15 protein-coding genes, 1 other RNA gene and 1 pseudogene are annotated in these 13,557 nt (G+C 41.6%); 6 read left to right on the top strand and 11 right to left on the bottom strand.

Annotation, left to right across the window (positions count from 1 at the left end):
* Positions 1 to 50 precede the first annotated feature (50 nt).
* Positions 51 to 430, bottom strand: an RNA gene (gene rnpB / locus NQT65_RS14205) — RNase P RNA component class A.
* A gap of 42 nt (positions 431 to 472) precedes the next feature.
* Positions 473 to 1,330 (bottom strand): 16S rRNA (cytidine(1402)-2'-O)-methyltransferase, encoded by an 858-nt coding sequence (gene rsmI, locus NQT65_RS14200; protein ID WP_024033320.1) that lies wholly within the window; start codon positions 1,328 to 1,330, stop codon positions 473 to 475.
* Between the two features lie 61 nt (positions 1,331 to 1,391).
* Between rsmI and NQT65_RS14195 the strand changes: the two genes are divergently transcribed.
* The 4 genes from NQT65_RS14195 to dolP all read left to right on the top strand — a co-directional run bounded on the left by NQT65_RS14195 (position 1,392) and on the right by dolP (position 4,880).
* Positions 1,392 to 3,275 (top strand): penicillin-binding protein activator, encoded by a 1,884-nt coding sequence (locus tag NQT65_RS14195; protein ID WP_256851422.1) that lies wholly within the window; start codon positions 1,392 to 1,394, stop codon positions 3,273 to 3,275.
* Positions 3,276 to 3,287: 12 nt separating this feature from the next.
* The gene (locus NQT65_RS14190) at positions 3,288 to 3,659 is read left to right on the top strand and encodes a YraN family protein (RefSeq protein ID WP_004589112.1); all 372 of its coding nucleotides are present in this window, start codon (positions 3,288 to 3,290) and stop codon (positions 3,657 to 3,659) included.
* Positions 3,660 to 3,727: 68 nt separating this feature from the next.
* Positions 3,728 to 4,321, top strand: a complete 594-nt coding sequence (locus tag NQT65_RS14185) for an SIS domain-containing protein (RefSeq protein WP_004589111.1) — start codon at positions 3,728 to 3,730, stop codon at positions 4,319 to 4,321.
* Positions 4,314 to 4,880 (top strand): division/outer membrane stress-associated lipid-binding lipoprotein, encoded by a 567-nt coding sequence (gene dolP, locus NQT65_RS14180; RefSeq protein WP_004589110.1) that lies wholly within the window; start codon positions 4,314 to 4,316, stop codon positions 4,878 to 4,880. Before NQT65_RS14185 ends, dolP begins: the two co-directional genes overlap by 8 nt.
* A gap of 70 nt (positions 4,881 to 4,950) precedes the next feature.
* On the opposite strand, the gene NQT65_RS14175 is transcribed toward dolP, so the two are convergent.
* From NQT65_RS14175 to NQT65_RS20295, 9 genes and pseudogenes are all read right to left on the bottom strand, one after another.
* Positions 4,951 to 5,388 carry a ClpXP protease specificity-enhancing factor gene (locus tag NQT65_RS14175; protein ID WP_138684909.1) on the bottom strand — a complete coding sequence of 146 codons (438 nt, stop codon included), beginning with the start codon at positions 5,386 to 5,388 and terminating at the stop codon, positions 4,951 to 4,953.
* Positions 5,388 to 6,014, bottom strand: coding sequence for a stringent starvation protein SspA (sspA, locus tag NQT65_RS14170; RefSeq protein WP_004589108.1), 627 nt, complete (start codon positions 6,012 to 6,014; stop codon positions 5,388 to 5,390). The genes NQT65_RS14175 and sspA overlap by 1 nt, the downstream gene beginning before the upstream one ends.
* Before the next feature lie 80 nt (positions 6,015 to 6,094).
* Positions 6,095 to 6,844 (bottom strand): cytochrome c1, encoded by a 750-nt coding sequence (locus tag NQT65_RS14165; RefSeq protein WP_126008208.1) that lies wholly within the window; start codon positions 6,842 to 6,844, stop codon positions 6,095 to 6,097.
* On the bottom strand, positions 6,841 to 8,106 hold the full coding sequence (locus tag NQT65_RS14160) for a cytochrome b (protein WP_004589106.1): 1,266 nt from the start codon (positions 8,104 to 8,106) through the stop codon (positions 6,841 to 6,843). The genes NQT65_RS14165 and NQT65_RS14160 overlap by 4 nt, the downstream gene beginning before the upstream one ends.
* Positions 8,106 to 8,696, bottom strand: coding sequence for a ubiquinol-cytochrome c reductase iron-sulfur subunit (gene petA, locus NQT65_RS14155; protein ID WP_004589105.1), 591 nt, complete (start codon positions 8,694 to 8,696; stop codon positions 8,106 to 8,108). The genes NQT65_RS14160 and petA overlap by 1 nt, the downstream gene beginning before the upstream one ends.
* A 555-nt stretch (positions 8,697 to 9,251) precedes the next feature.
* The gene (rpsI, locus tag NQT65_RS14150; RefSeq protein ID WP_024600778.1) at positions 9,252 to 9,644 is read right to left on the bottom strand and encodes a 30S ribosomal protein S9; all 393 of its coding nucleotides are present in this window, start codon (positions 9,642 to 9,644) and stop codon (positions 9,252 to 9,254) included.
* Between the two features lie 8 nt (positions 9,645 to 9,652).
* Positions 9,653 to 10,081 (bottom strand): 50S ribosomal protein L13, encoded by a 429-nt coding sequence (gene rplM, locus NQT65_RS14145; protein WP_004589103.1) that lies wholly within the window; start codon positions 10,079 to 10,081, stop codon positions 9,653 to 9,655.
* A gap of 285 nt (positions 10,082 to 10,366) precedes the next feature.
* Positions 10,367 to 11,455, bottom strand: coding sequence for a cell division protein ZapE (zapE, locus tag NQT65_RS14140; RefSeq protein ID WP_055252727.1), 1,089 nt, complete (start codon positions 11,453 to 11,455; stop codon positions 10,367 to 10,369).
* 95 nt (positions 11,456 to 11,550) lie between these two features.
* A pseudogene (locus tag NQT65_RS20295) lies at positions 11,551 to 11,679 on the bottom strand (hypothetical protein); the annotation flags it as partial.
* On the opposite strand from NQT65_RS20295, the gene NQT65_RS14135 reads away from it, so the two are divergent.
* Positions 11,618 to 12,034: a Z-ring associated ZapG family protein gene (locus NQT65_RS14135; RefSeq protein ID WP_420875622.1), complete on the top strand. Its 417-nt coding sequence runs from the start codon at positions 11,618 to 11,620 to the stop codon at positions 12,032 to 12,034. The pseudogene NQT65_RS20295 and the gene NQT65_RS14135 sit on opposite strands and share 62 nt — an antisense overlap.
* Positions 12,035 to 12,183: 149 nt before the next feature.
* Positions 12,184 to 13,536, top strand: a complete 1,353-nt coding sequence (locus NQT65_RS14130; protein ID WP_004589100.1) for a Do family serine endopeptidase — start codon at positions 12,184 to 12,186, stop codon at positions 13,534 to 13,536.
* Positions 13,537 to 13,557 lie beyond the last annotated feature (21 nt).

Raw genomic sequence — 13,557 nt, 5'->3', positions numbered from 1 at the left:
TTTTAGGCACAAAAAAGCCCGCAGCGTTAACTGCGGGCTTTTTTGTTGAATGAGTGAGTTAGCCTATAAGCCGGGTTCTGTCCTTTCCGAAGAAAGTGATAATCATTCGTCTAGGCCATAAATCGCTCTATGGCTCAAGCAACCTACCCGGTTCTCACGTGGGCCACGCGTTCATTATTTAAAATGATAGAACCCTATTTGGTCTTGCTCCGAGTGGAGTTTACCTTGCAACCAACTGTTACCAGTGGCCCGGTGCGCTCTTACCGCACCCTTTCACCCTTACCAACCCGAGGGTTGGCGGTCTCCTCTCTGCTGCACTTGTCGTGGGCTCACGCCCCCCAGCCGTTAGCTGGCACTCTGCCCTGTGGAGCCCGGACTTTCCTCCCCCTGATCATTTTCGTCACAGGCAGCGATTATCTTGGCTAACTCGGGGCGCAGTATACATGAGCTGTGCCTTGTACGCAGTAAAGATTTACTCTTTTTCGTCAATAATTGTTTTATACAGGGCGTTTTTCTTCATTCCAAAGTATTCAGCAACAATACCACAGGCTTTTTTCATCGGCATTTCGCTTTCAAGTAGCGCCAGCATTTTACGCGCCTCTGGCGGTATATCATCTACTTGCTTGGGTTTACCTGGCAACATGAGCACTATTTCGCCGCGTTGCTTGGTTGGGTCATCAGTTAAAAACTGCTTTAACTCACTTACGCTACCATTAAAAAAGGTTTCAAAGGTTTTGGTAAGCTCTTTTGCAAATACCACTTGTTGCTCACTACCTAAGGCTGCTTCTAAATCATCTAGGCTTGCCATAATACGGTGGGTGCTTTCGTACATTATGCTGGTAATGCTTGAGTTTACAGCTTCTATGAAAAAATCTTGGCGGGCTTTACTTTTAGCCGGTGTAAAGCCAATAAACTGAAAGCGATCTGTTGGCAGGCCTGAGCAACACACTGCAGTAATAGCAGCACACGCACCGGGCACGGGTGTTACATGCGCGCCTTGCTCGCGGCACAGGTTTACAACGGCATAACCTGGGTCGCTTATCAGTGGCGTGCCGGCATCTGAAACTAGCGCGATATTTTTGCCTTCGTTTAGCCAATCAATAATCTGCTGCGCTTTTTGTTTTTCGTTATGGTCATGTAATGCAAAGGTTTTAGCCTTTATACCAAAGTGGCTTAGTAGCTTACCGGTGTGGCGCGTGTCTTCAGCAGCGATTAAGTCAACTTGCGATAATGTCGCGATGGCACGCTGGCTTAAGTCGTCAAAATTGCCAATTGGGGTGGCAACAATGTAAAGAGTGCCAATTTTCTGTGAATTCTCCTCATTTAACATTGAGGTCTCCTGCGTCAGTCAGTAATATAAGCAAATCGCGTTAACGTATTGGGAAATCATTGTGCGACTTAAACTTGTTAGTCTATTAATTATATTGTCAGGGTTATCGGCCTGTAGCACAACCGAAAAACCAACTAAAAATAGCGATAGCATTAATACCAGTGCGAATGCGCTGCAAAATCAAGCAACCAGTGCCGATGCTATTTATAAATTAGCGCTTAATCGTACCGGTGCAGACAAAATTCAATTGCTTTATAGTGCGCGTGATGCGGCTATTTCGGAGCAAAGCTGGCCGTTACTTGAAAACATTTGTAATGAGCTTGAGCAAACCCCAAGTGTAGATAAAATTCAAAACCGCTTATACATTGCTTATGCACAAAAGCAGCAAAATAAAAACGACCAAGCGCTCGTTATTTTGCAATCGCTCGATGGCCAACTTAAACAGCCTGAACACTTTGCTTGGCATCAATATTTAACTGCTAGCATATATGCATCGCAAAACTTTCCTAAGCGCGCCGCTCCTTATTTTTTTAGAGCCTCAGAAACTGCGAATAAAAATAATATTGAGATCCCTGCTCTACAAAGTGCGCTGTGGGATAACTTAACAAAGCTGTCTTCTTATGCGCTGGAGCGCTTTAATCGTGGCTCTGTTATTCAGCAAGGTTGGACTAACTTAGCTTTATACCACCAAGTATATGCAAATAGCGGTGTAGAGCTTGACCAAGCCATTAATAATTGGCGCCGTCGCTACCCTGGCCACCCTGCCGTAGCTATTTTACCCGAGCAAGATGAAGCCCTAGCCGACCTAGCACCAGTTAATATAGAGCGATTAGCTGTACTTTTACCGCAATCAGGCGCAAATGAGCGTTTAGGTGACGCCCTAAAAGCCGGCATTTTGGCAGGGCTTGATAAGCAAACTATTAACGACACTGTTTTTATAGATGAGAACCTTTCAACCCAAGTGCTAAGCGAGCAGCTGAGTCAATTTAATCCAGACTTTGTGATTGGGCCATTATTAAAAGCGAATATAGATAAACTTGCGCAAGCTAAAACACTTATTGATACCCCAACATTACACTTAAATACATTTGATGGTGAGCGACTCTCGCTGCAACATTACTTTTTTGCTTTAAACCCTGAGCATGAAGTGCAGCAAGCGCTGGAGCACTTTTTAGCTAAAGGTTATCAAAAGCCTATGTTATTAGCGCCTAATAATGCCAATGGTCAGCGTTTGGTTGATTACTTTAATATTCAGTGGCAGCGCTATAGCGAAACAAAACCGCAAATTGGGTTTTATAACGATAACAAAGACATGCCAAACACAATTACAAGCTTGTTAGAGGTTGATAAATCTAAGCAGCGTATTAAAACGGTTAAGTCTTTATTCAAACAAGAAGTAGAAAGTGAAACCCGCTCTCGTAGCGATATTGATGCGATTTACATTTTAGGCGACGCTATAGAAACACGCCTGATAAAACCTTATTTAGATGTAAATGTAAGTACTTTTGCACAGCGGATCCCGCTTTATGCCAGCTCTAAAAGCCATAGTAAACAAATAGATCGCACCGATAAAGGCGATTTAGAAGGGCTTTACTTTACAGAGCTTCCGTGGATGCTTAATGCGACAGTTAAACAACATAACTTACGCAATCAATACAACACGCTGTGGCCTGAAAATGCCGATATAAGCCAACGCCTATTTGCCATGGCTTACGATGCCGTGTCGGTGCTAAGCGACATTAGGCAATTGAGTGTAATGCCCGGTAATAAGTTTACAGGTTTAAGTGGGAAGCTTTCGGTAAATACAAGCGGACACATAGAGCGTACGCTTGATTGGGCACAATACACAAATAGACGCATAAAAGCCGTACAGCTAGAAACAAAGCAGCCCGTGCCTTTATTTATGCAATCAGCCAACGAAAGCAATACGCTTACGTTTGATTAATCTGGAGCGGCTATGTCGTGGTTTAAAGAGCTGTGGCAAAATAGCCGAGAAAAAGGCCAGTACTATGAACGCCAAGCAGAAAAATACTTAACCCGTGAAGGGCTTACGCCTATTGAGCGTAATTATTATTGCCCCTTTGGTGAGCTTGATGTGATTATGAAACACGGCGATACGCTTGTATTTGTAGAAGTTAAGTTTCGTAAAAACAATGCTAGGGGCGGTGCAAATTATGCCCTTGGCGCACAAAAACAAGCACGATTAAAACGCACTATTTATCACTACTTGGCAGCAAAAAACTTAACTAATCAGCCTATAAGAGTCGACTACGTTGCCATTACAGGTGAAGGCTCTGGCAATATAAATTGGATCAAAAGCGTACTTTAACACCACGCAAACAGATTAGTAAAACGCCCAGCAACAAACAAAAATGACGAATAAATTATTGGTAGTCTATGCAAGATACAATTAAAGAAATTTTTACAGAAAGCATTCAAGTACAAATAGCAGCAGGCGAAGTACTGCCAAGCGCACTAGAGTCTGCGGCATTTACCATTGCACAAAGTTTAATTAATGGTAACAAACTCCTTTGCTGTGGCACGGCAAACTGCCATATGCTAGCGCAACACATGGCCGGCGTATTAGTTAATCACTACGAAACAGAGCGCCCCTGTTTACCTGCTATTGCGCTATCTCAAGAAAACATCAATTTAGGGCAAAGTAGCCAAGTAGATGAACATGATACTTTTGCTCGCCAAGTACGTGCCTTTGCACAACAAGGCGACTTACTGCTTGCGTTAGCAATTAATGGCAATGAAAAACATATTATTTCTGCTGTAGAAGCGGCACTTACTAAAGATATGAAGGTCATAGTGATGGTAGGTGACGATGGTGGAGAACTCGTTGGCTTATTAGGCCCTAATGATGTAGAAATTCGTACGCCTTCTAAGCGCCCTAGCCGCATTATTGAATCTCACTTAGTTAACTTACATTGCTTAAGTGAACTGGTTGATTTAACTCTTTTCCCGCAGGATGAAAATTATGTTTAAACGCTCTCTTATTGTTTTAGGTACTGTTGTTTTACTGCAAGGCTGTGCAGCCGCAGTGGTTGCAGGAACAGCTGGTGCAGTAACAGCAGCAAATGATCGCCGCACCATTGGATCGCAAATAGACGACAATAATATAGAAATTAAAGCCAGCATTGCGCTTAGTGAAGTTGAACGACTAGAAAAGTTCGCTAATGTAGACGCTATAAGCGTTAATGGCATTGTTTTACTGGTAGGTCAGGTTGCCAATCAAGAAATGAAAAACCAAGCTCAGCAGAGCATTGAGGGGCTCTCAGGTATACGTAAAATACATAACCAAATTAGAATTGGCTCAAATATTGGTATTACCACACAAACACACGATTCGTGGCTAACCTCTAAAGTAAAAGCGCAGCTTTTAACAGCTAAAGACATACCGAGTAATAATATTAAAGTAGTGACCGAAAACGCTGAAGTATTTTTAATGGGATTAGTATCTGAATCTGAGTCTAACCAAGCGGTTAACATTGCACGCAATGTATCGGGTGTAGAGCGCGTTATTAAAGTGTTTGAATATTTATAAAATACATAAAAAGCCTTTTAAAAGGCACATAAAAAAACCGCTTAATTAGCGGTTTTTTTGTATTTAAGCGTTACTTGATAACGCGTAAATGTGAGCCTTTTTTCTTTTCTGGCTTTTCTGGCGGGGTTTCATCAATAGTTTCATCTGATGTTTCCACACTTTCAAGGTCAGGTGCAAAATCGTCTTCGTCCTCTAAAAACTCATCTGCAGTAAAGACTGTTCCTTCGCCATTTTCACGCGCATAAATAGCAAGTACCGCACCTAAAGGCACATATACTTGCATTGGCTGTCCGCCAAAGCGCGCATTAAAGCTTAGTTGTTCCATATCTAACGAAAACCCAGTAACGGCAGAAGGGCTAATATTAAGCACTATTTGGCCATCTTGTACAAACTGCGTAGGCACTTGTACTGCTGGGTACTGCGCATCAACCACTAAATGTGGTGTGCAGTCGTTATCTACGATCCAATCAAAAAAAGCACGTAGTAAATAAGGACGATTAGGCGTCATTATAAACGGATCTCACGCTCTGCTTCAGTTAAAGAAGCTTGGAATGACTCACGCTCAAATAAGCGGATCATGTACTCTTTTAGCTCTTTAGCGCCAGAGCCATTAAGCTCAATACCAAACTCTGGTAAACGCCATAATAGTGGTGCTAAATAACAATCTACTAAGCTAAACTCTTCACTCATAAAGTATGGAGCTTCGTTAAAGATTGGTGCAATTGCAAGTAACGCTTCAGTTAACTCTTTACGAGCTTGTGCAGCATCTGCTGTATTGTTAATGATTTTTTCAGCAAGGCTGTACCAATCAGTATCAATACGGTGCATCATTAAACGGCTACGACCACGCATTACCGGATACACAGGCATTAGTGGAGGATGAGGGAAACGTTCATCAAGGTATTCCATGATGATGTTTGCCTGATATAAGCCAAGCTCACGGTCAATCAGTGTGGGTACTGTACCGTAAGGGTTAATTTCGTGAAGTGCCTCTGGCAAGTTATCCTTTTCAGCCAAATGAATATCTACACTTACACCTTTTTCTGCAAGTACAATACGTACTTGGTGGCTATACATACAGTTAGCACCAGAAAAAAGGGTCATTACAGGGCGCTTATTGGCAGCTACGGCCATGCCTATACCTCCATTAAATAACTAAAACAGCAATAGGGGCTTAAGCCCCTATTGCAAAATTACCTTGTAAAATGCTCAAATTAATGAACATCTCTCCAGTATTCTTTCTTAAGCATAAATGCCAAGATAAACAGGATAACTAAAAATCCAATTACCTTAATACCTAACGCTTCTGACTCAAGGCGTGTAGGTTCACCTACATACTCTAAGAAATTCGTTAAATCACGAACCGCGTGATCGTATTCATCAACGCTTAATTCGCCCTTACCATCTGTTTCAGTACCAACAACTTTAGTCACTGTTTGACCATGTTGTTCAACTTCTTCAATGATAGGTGTTGGTAAACCTTGTAGTTCTTGAAGAACATGTGGCATACCCACCGATGGGAATAACGTATTATTTACGCCAAACGGACGAGATTCATCTTTATAAAACGATTTTAAGTAAGTGTAAATCCAATCACTGCCGCGCACACGCGCCACATTGGTTAGATCCGGCGGAGCCGCACCAAACCATTTAGCAGCATCTTCTTTTGCGATAGCGTTAAGAATATGGCCACCTACTTTTGAACCATCAAAAATCAATTGCTCTTTGCCAAGCTCGGTTGGAATACCAATATCACGGAAAGTACGTTCATAACGTTGATACTGCATTTGGTGACAACCAAGACAGTAGTTCATGAACAACTTTGCGCCGCGCTGCAAAGAAGGCTGATCAGATATATCGTTACCCGCTTCCATAAGAGGAACCGAAGGACCCGCAGCCATAACCATGTTAGGCAGCAAGTTTACTGATAAAGCAAATACACCAATAAGTAGCTTTTTCATCATTTCGTTAACCTCTCAGGCAATGGCTTAGTTTTTTCATTCTTACTGTATATAAATAACAGTACGAAGAACATAAAGTAAGTCACAGTACAGATTTGAGAAATTATCGTTTTCATATCAGTTTGTGGAGTTGCACCCACCCAACCTAAAAGAACGAAAGTTACAACGAAACCTGCAATGTTCCATTTGTGGAAACCACAACGGTAACGAACCGATTTAACACGACCACGGTCAATCCACGGTAGCAATGCGAGTACCACAATTGACGCACCCATTGCCGCAACACCGATAAGCTTATCAGGGATTGCACGTAAGATTGCATAGAATGGCGTAAAGTACCAAACAGGGAAAATATGCTCTGGCGTTTTAAGTGGGTTTGCTGCTTCAAAGTTTGGCGCTTCTAGGAAGAAACCATTCATCGCAGGCATAAAGAATACAACCCAACAAAACAAGATTAAGAAACCAACCACGCCCACAATATCTTTTACTGTGTAGTACGGGTGGAACGGTATCGCATCAACAATGTCTTTTTTGTCGGTGTAATACTCATGGAATTTAAATTTAGACTTATCTTCTTCAGCCACAGTGCCTTTTTTGCGTTTTATTTCAACACCGTCAGGGTTGTTAGAGCCCACTTCGTGCAGCGCAACAATGTGTAAGAACACTAAAATTACAATAACCAATGGTAGTGCAATAACGTGTAATGCAAAGAAGCGGTTAAGCGTTGCACCCGATATTACGTAGTCACCACGGATCCAAAGTGTTAAGTCATCACCAATTACCGGAATAGCCCCGAATAACGAAATGATTACCTGCGCACCCCAGAACGACATTTGACCCCATGGTAGTAAGTAACCCATGAAGGCTTCAGCCATTAATGCTAAGAAAATAAACATACCGAACAACCACAGTAATTCACGTGGTTTTTGGTAAGAGCCGTAGATCATGCCACGGAACATATGCATATAAACAACGATGAAAAACGCAGATGCACCCGTTGAGTGTAAATAACGTAATAACCAACCGTATTCAACATCACGCATGATGTACTCTACTGATGCAAAAGCGCCTTCAGAAGAGGGAACAAAGTTCATCGTTAACCAAATACCAGTAAGTATTTGGTTTACTAGTACTAACATGGCTAGTGAGCCAAAAAAGTACCAGAAGTTAAAGTTTTTAGGTGCTGGATACTGTGCAATGTGCATGTTCCAAACACGTGTCATTGGGATACGGTCGTCAATCCAACTAACAATTTTACCAAACATTAGGCTACCCCTTTTTCTTCGCCCACTAAAATAGTGGTTTCATCAAGAAAAGTATAAGGTGGTACTTCTAAGTTCAATGGTGCAGGAACTGATTGAAATACTCGCCCAGCCATATCAAATTTAGAACCGTGACATGGACAGTAAAAACCATCATCTGTCCCTTCAACTTTTTCACTAAAGTTACCTTGGAAAAAGCCTGGAGAACACCCTAAATGCGTACAAATACCAACAGCGACAAAAATCTCTGGGCGTAATGAACGGTAATCATTTGTTGATGATTCTAGTTGTTGTGGCTCTTGCGATTGCGGATCACGAAGTTGACCTTCATGTTCTTTCATCTGCTCAAGCATTTTAGGGGTACGTGATACAACCCATACAGGTTTACCACGCCACTCGACACGTATTAATTGTCCTGGCTCAAGTTTGCTGATATCTACTTCTACAGGCGCACCCGCAGATTTAGCTCGCTCACTTGGATTCCAAGACGCAATAAAAGGAACAGCAGCCCCAGCCGCACCAACACCACCTACAACAGAGGTAGCTATGGTTAAAAAGCGACGTCGGCCATTGTCTACAGGCGCATTGCTCATCCACTTATCTCCACTATGATTCTCAACACTTGCTATATTGAGAACATCAGTTACAGCAGGTTAATTTTTCGAAATTTTTAAAATAGAAGCGATCATAATTAAAACCCTTGATTAAAACAAGGTTATTCACAGCCTCACGCTCGAATAACCCGACTTGATCAATAGTTTGATAAAGTAAGCTCGAGAATAAAGCCGAATGACTATAATAGCGCTTCTGTAAAAACAATATACTGACCAAGATCAACCCCACTACGAGGAAACAGATAAACTGTACATGGTGATGTTGAACTTGCTCATACTACTTGCCAGCCAATTGTAGCAAAAAATTCCACCAATTAACTGATGGATTTACACTAATTGCGATAATTATTTAACTTTTTTGCAGCGAAATGGGTATTTTAAAGCTTTCGTACATTAAATACGCAGTATTTATAAAATATGATCAGCGCCTAGCCTTAAAAAAGCGGGCTTGAGGTAGGTAAGTACTTAAATTTTAATGCCAAAAACAAAAAACCCAGCATAAGCTGGGTTTTTGAATTCTTGATAACGTAAAAATTAACGTTTTGAGAACTGTGGACGCTTACGCGCTTTCTTAAGACCCACTTTCTTACGTTCAACTTTACGTGCATCACGTGTAACAAAACCTGCTTTACGAAGTTGTGGACGTAATGACTCGTCAAACTCCATAAGTGCACGAGTGATACCGTGACGGATAGCACCAGCTTGACCAGTTGTACCACCACCGGCAACGGTGATGTGAAGGTCAAATTTTTCAGTCATGTCAACAAGCTCAAGAGCTTGACGAACAACCATGCGTGCTGTTTCGCGACCAAAGTACTCTTCTAAAGAGCGCTTGTTGATTACGATGTTACCAGTGCCTGGGCGTAAGAATACGCGAGCACTTGAACTTTTACGACGACCTGTACCGTAGTATTGATTTGCCATGATAGTGCTCCTTAAATGTCTAGAACCTGAGGCTGTTGTGCAGCATGGTTGTGCTCAGTACCTGCGTAAACTTTAAGTTTACGGTACATAGCGCGGCCTAAAGGACCACGTGGCAACATGCCTTTAACAGCTTTTTCGATGATCATTTCAGGCTTTGCAGCTTGAAGTTTATCAAAAGTAGTAGACTTAAGACCACCTGGGAAACCAGTATGAGCGTAGTACACTTTATCTTTGAATTTGTTACCAGTTACAGTAACTTTCTCAGCGTTGATAACGATGATGTAATCACCAGTATCTACGTGTGGAGTGTATTCAGCTTTGTGCTTACCGCGTAGGCGATGAGCGATTTCAGTAGCGATGCGACCTAAAGTTTTACCTTCAGCGTCAACTACGTACCAGTCACGTTTTACTGTTTCTGGTTTAGCAACAAACGTTTTCATTTATAAAAATCCAATGTTTTTCAATTAAAACCACAGGCAGTTATTATTAACTACCGCTCTAAGTATGCTATAACCCCTTCGAGTTTTAGACTTTAGCGCCGCTCACAAGTGGCTAAACTATATGAGGACATAGAACGCAACGTGGCAGACGCGGGAGTATACCAGCACTTAAAACACATTGCTACCGAGCGGTTGTTTTTTCCACAAGAAAATTACAAAAATTTATGCATTTATATAAAAACAACAATAAGGTCACTTTAAAGAGTCGATACAGTCGTATTAGCGCTATGCTAAATGCTCTTTTGCTAAATACTCTAAAGACTGCATTTCTTGCAGGCGGCTAATGCAGCGCTTAAATTCAAAGTTAAGATTACCTTGGGTATAAAGCTGCGTGATCGGTTTTTCAGCCGAAATAATTAATGTTACATGTCGCTCGTAAAACTCATCCACTAAAGCGATAAAGCGCCTAGCTGCATCATCATTATTTTGTCCAAGCTGTTTAACATTAGAAATAATAACAGTGTTATATAAACGGCTAATTTCCATGTAGTCGACTTGGCTACGTGCGGTTTCACACAATTCGCTAAATTCAAACATCACGACACACTTAGCCACTTTGCGTGTGTTGATTAAGCGCCCTTCTATTTCTATGGGTTGATCAAGTTCCCCCGCCTCTGGCGAGAGCTTATCAAAATATTCAAATAAGTTTTTATCGGCTTGCTCATCTAACGGGCTGTGAAATATTTCGGCTTGCTCAAGTGTACGCAAGCGATAATCAATACCAGAGTCTACATTTACTATTTCTGTGTTCGCTTTTACCAGCTCAATGGCCGGAACAAAACGCGCACGCTGTAAGCCGTTTTTATATAAATCATCAGGCACTATATTAGAGGTGGCGACTAATACTATATTGCGTGCAAATAATGCCTGCATTAAGCCGCCGAGTAACATGGCATCTGTAATATCTTGAACAAAGAATTCATCAAAACAGATGATATCGGTTTCGGCTTTAAATATGTCGGCAACAATTTCCAGTGGATTACTTTTATTATTTAGCTTTTTTAGTTCATCGTGAACTCGGTGCATAAAGCGATGAAAATGCACGCGCATTTTACGCTCACCTGGCAGCGCTTCGTAAAAGGTATCTACTAAATAGGTTTTACCACGCCCTACACCGCCCCAAAAATAAAGCCCTTTGATTGGCTCAGGTTCGCTTTTATTAAACAACTTTGCAAAAAAGCCTTGTTGCTGTGGTTTTTTACTTGTGAGGTCATCGTATAAACGTTGTAAATGGCGCACTGCATTTTCTTGTGCTTGGTCATGTACAAAGTCATCGCGCTTGAGATCTTGCTGGTAAGTTTGCCAAGGAGTCATATCTAATTACATTTTAAACACAGTTTAATTTGCACAACATATTAACACGCATCTTAACTCGGGGTATATTACCCACAGGATGATTTATATTTGAATCAGGCATTATTAGATATTTTTTCCCAAAGGGGTAAAGTTATGGGCACAGTTACGTGGGTAGGTTTAATTATTATTACTGCTGTAGTGGCATTTTTTGTTGGTGCATTCGTTACTAAAAAGCAATTTAAGCAAGATGAATTAAAAGAACAAGCCGAGCAAGCACAAAACGCGCTTGAGCAGTATCGCCAAGATGTGGCCGATCATTTAGCAAGCACAGGTAAGCTTGTGAATAAAATGAAAGAAAACTACGACCAACTACTCAGCCATGTTGAAGAAACCAATCAACTCTTACTTGATGATAAAAACAAAGCGCCTAGCGAGCCGTTTTTCTCTAAAGAAACAACAGAGCAATTACAAGCGTCTTTAAAAGAGCGCGAGGTTGACCGTTCATCGGCACAAGCACAACCTGCCGATTACGTCTCGGGTGAGTCTGGTTTATTTGCAGGGCAAAATGGCGATACAAAATCTGCAAAAGCCTCTTAACACACTGAGCACGCTAAAATGTTAGTGTTATCTTGAGGAACTTTTTTTTGACCCCATAGTCTTTAAATGTAACAGCTTTATATTTAAATTCGAAAAGGCTGCTTATGCAGCCTTTTTGCTTTTCCTGTGATGTGGAGTACACCCTGACTATGAAAATGAAATTATCACTTATTAGTGCTGCAATCTTATCTACAAGCTTATTACTAAGCCCAATGGCCTCTTATGCAAAACTGCCTATTGCAGTTAACGGCCAACAATTACCCACACTTGCGCCTATGCTTGAGCAAATTACCCCTGGCGTTGTGAGCATTCAGGTTTCTGGCTCAAAAGAAGTACGCCGCCGTGCAGACCCGCTTGAATACTTTTTTGGAAACCCTCAGCCACGTAGTCAAAAGCGCCAATTTAGCGGTTTAGGCTCAGGGGTTATTATAGATGCCGACGAAGGCTATGTAGTAACAAATAACCACGTAATTCAAGATGCCGAAAAAATGGTGGTAACGCTAGAAGACGGCCGTGAATTTGAAGCCACCAAAATTGGTACCGATAAAGAGTCTGATATTGCGCTATTACAAATAGATGCAGATGACTTAACCGAAGTTAAACTGGCAAATTCAGATAAATTGCGTGTTGGCGATTTTGCAGTAGCAATTGGTAATCCATTTGGTTTAAGCCATACAGTAACCTCGGGCATTGTAAGTGCATTAGGGCGTAGTGGTTTAAATATTGAAGGCTATGAAGACTTTATTCAAACCGATGCAGCTATTAACCAAGGTAACTCAGGAGGCGCTTTAGTTAACCTAAATGGTGAACTTATTGGTATTAATACTGCTATTTTAGGTGCCTCGGGCGGAAATGTTGGTATTGGCTTTGCCATTCCATCAAATATGATGAAAAACTTAGTCGACCAAATTATTGAACATGGCGAAGTTCGCCGTGGCTCACTGGGTATTTCTGGCCGCCCACTTGATGCAGGCCTTGCAAAAGCACAGCAACTTGACGTTAAACAAGGTGCTTACGTTATGCAAGTAATGGATGATACCGCAGCAAGCAAAGCAGGTATTAAAGCCGGCGATGTTATTATTAGTATTAATGGCAGCGATATTAGTGGCTTCCACGAGCTGCGCAGTAAAATAGCAACGTTAGGTGAAGGACGCGAAGTTAAATTAGGTATTTACCGCGATGGCAAAGTAAAAACCATTAAAGTAACGCTTGATGGTGCATCGGGTGTAACCGCCGCAGGCGATGAACTGCATCCTGCATTCCAAGGTGCGACACTTGAAAACGTGCAAAAAAATGGCACTAAAGGTATTGAAGTCGCCACAGTAGATCCGCGTTCTCCTTCTGCACGTGTTGGTCTTGAAGAAGGTGATGTGATTGTACAAGTTAACCGCCAACGTGTAGAAAACATTCGTCAAATGAACAAAATTATCGAAGATACCCAAGGTAATATTGTACTTGGCGTTAAACGTGGCAGAGAGTCTATCTTTGTACTTATCCAATAAGTAACACGTTATAAATAAGCA

Origin of the sequence: Pseudoalteromonas agarivorans, from assembly GCF_024518735.1 — a bacterium.
GTDB lineage: Bacteria > Pseudomonadota > Gammaproteobacteria > Enterobacterales > Alteromonadaceae > Pseudoalteromonas > Pseudoalteromonas atlantica.
The sequence above is the reverse complement of the archived record's forward strand: the minus strand, read 5'-3'. Positions and strand labels throughout refer to the sequence as shown.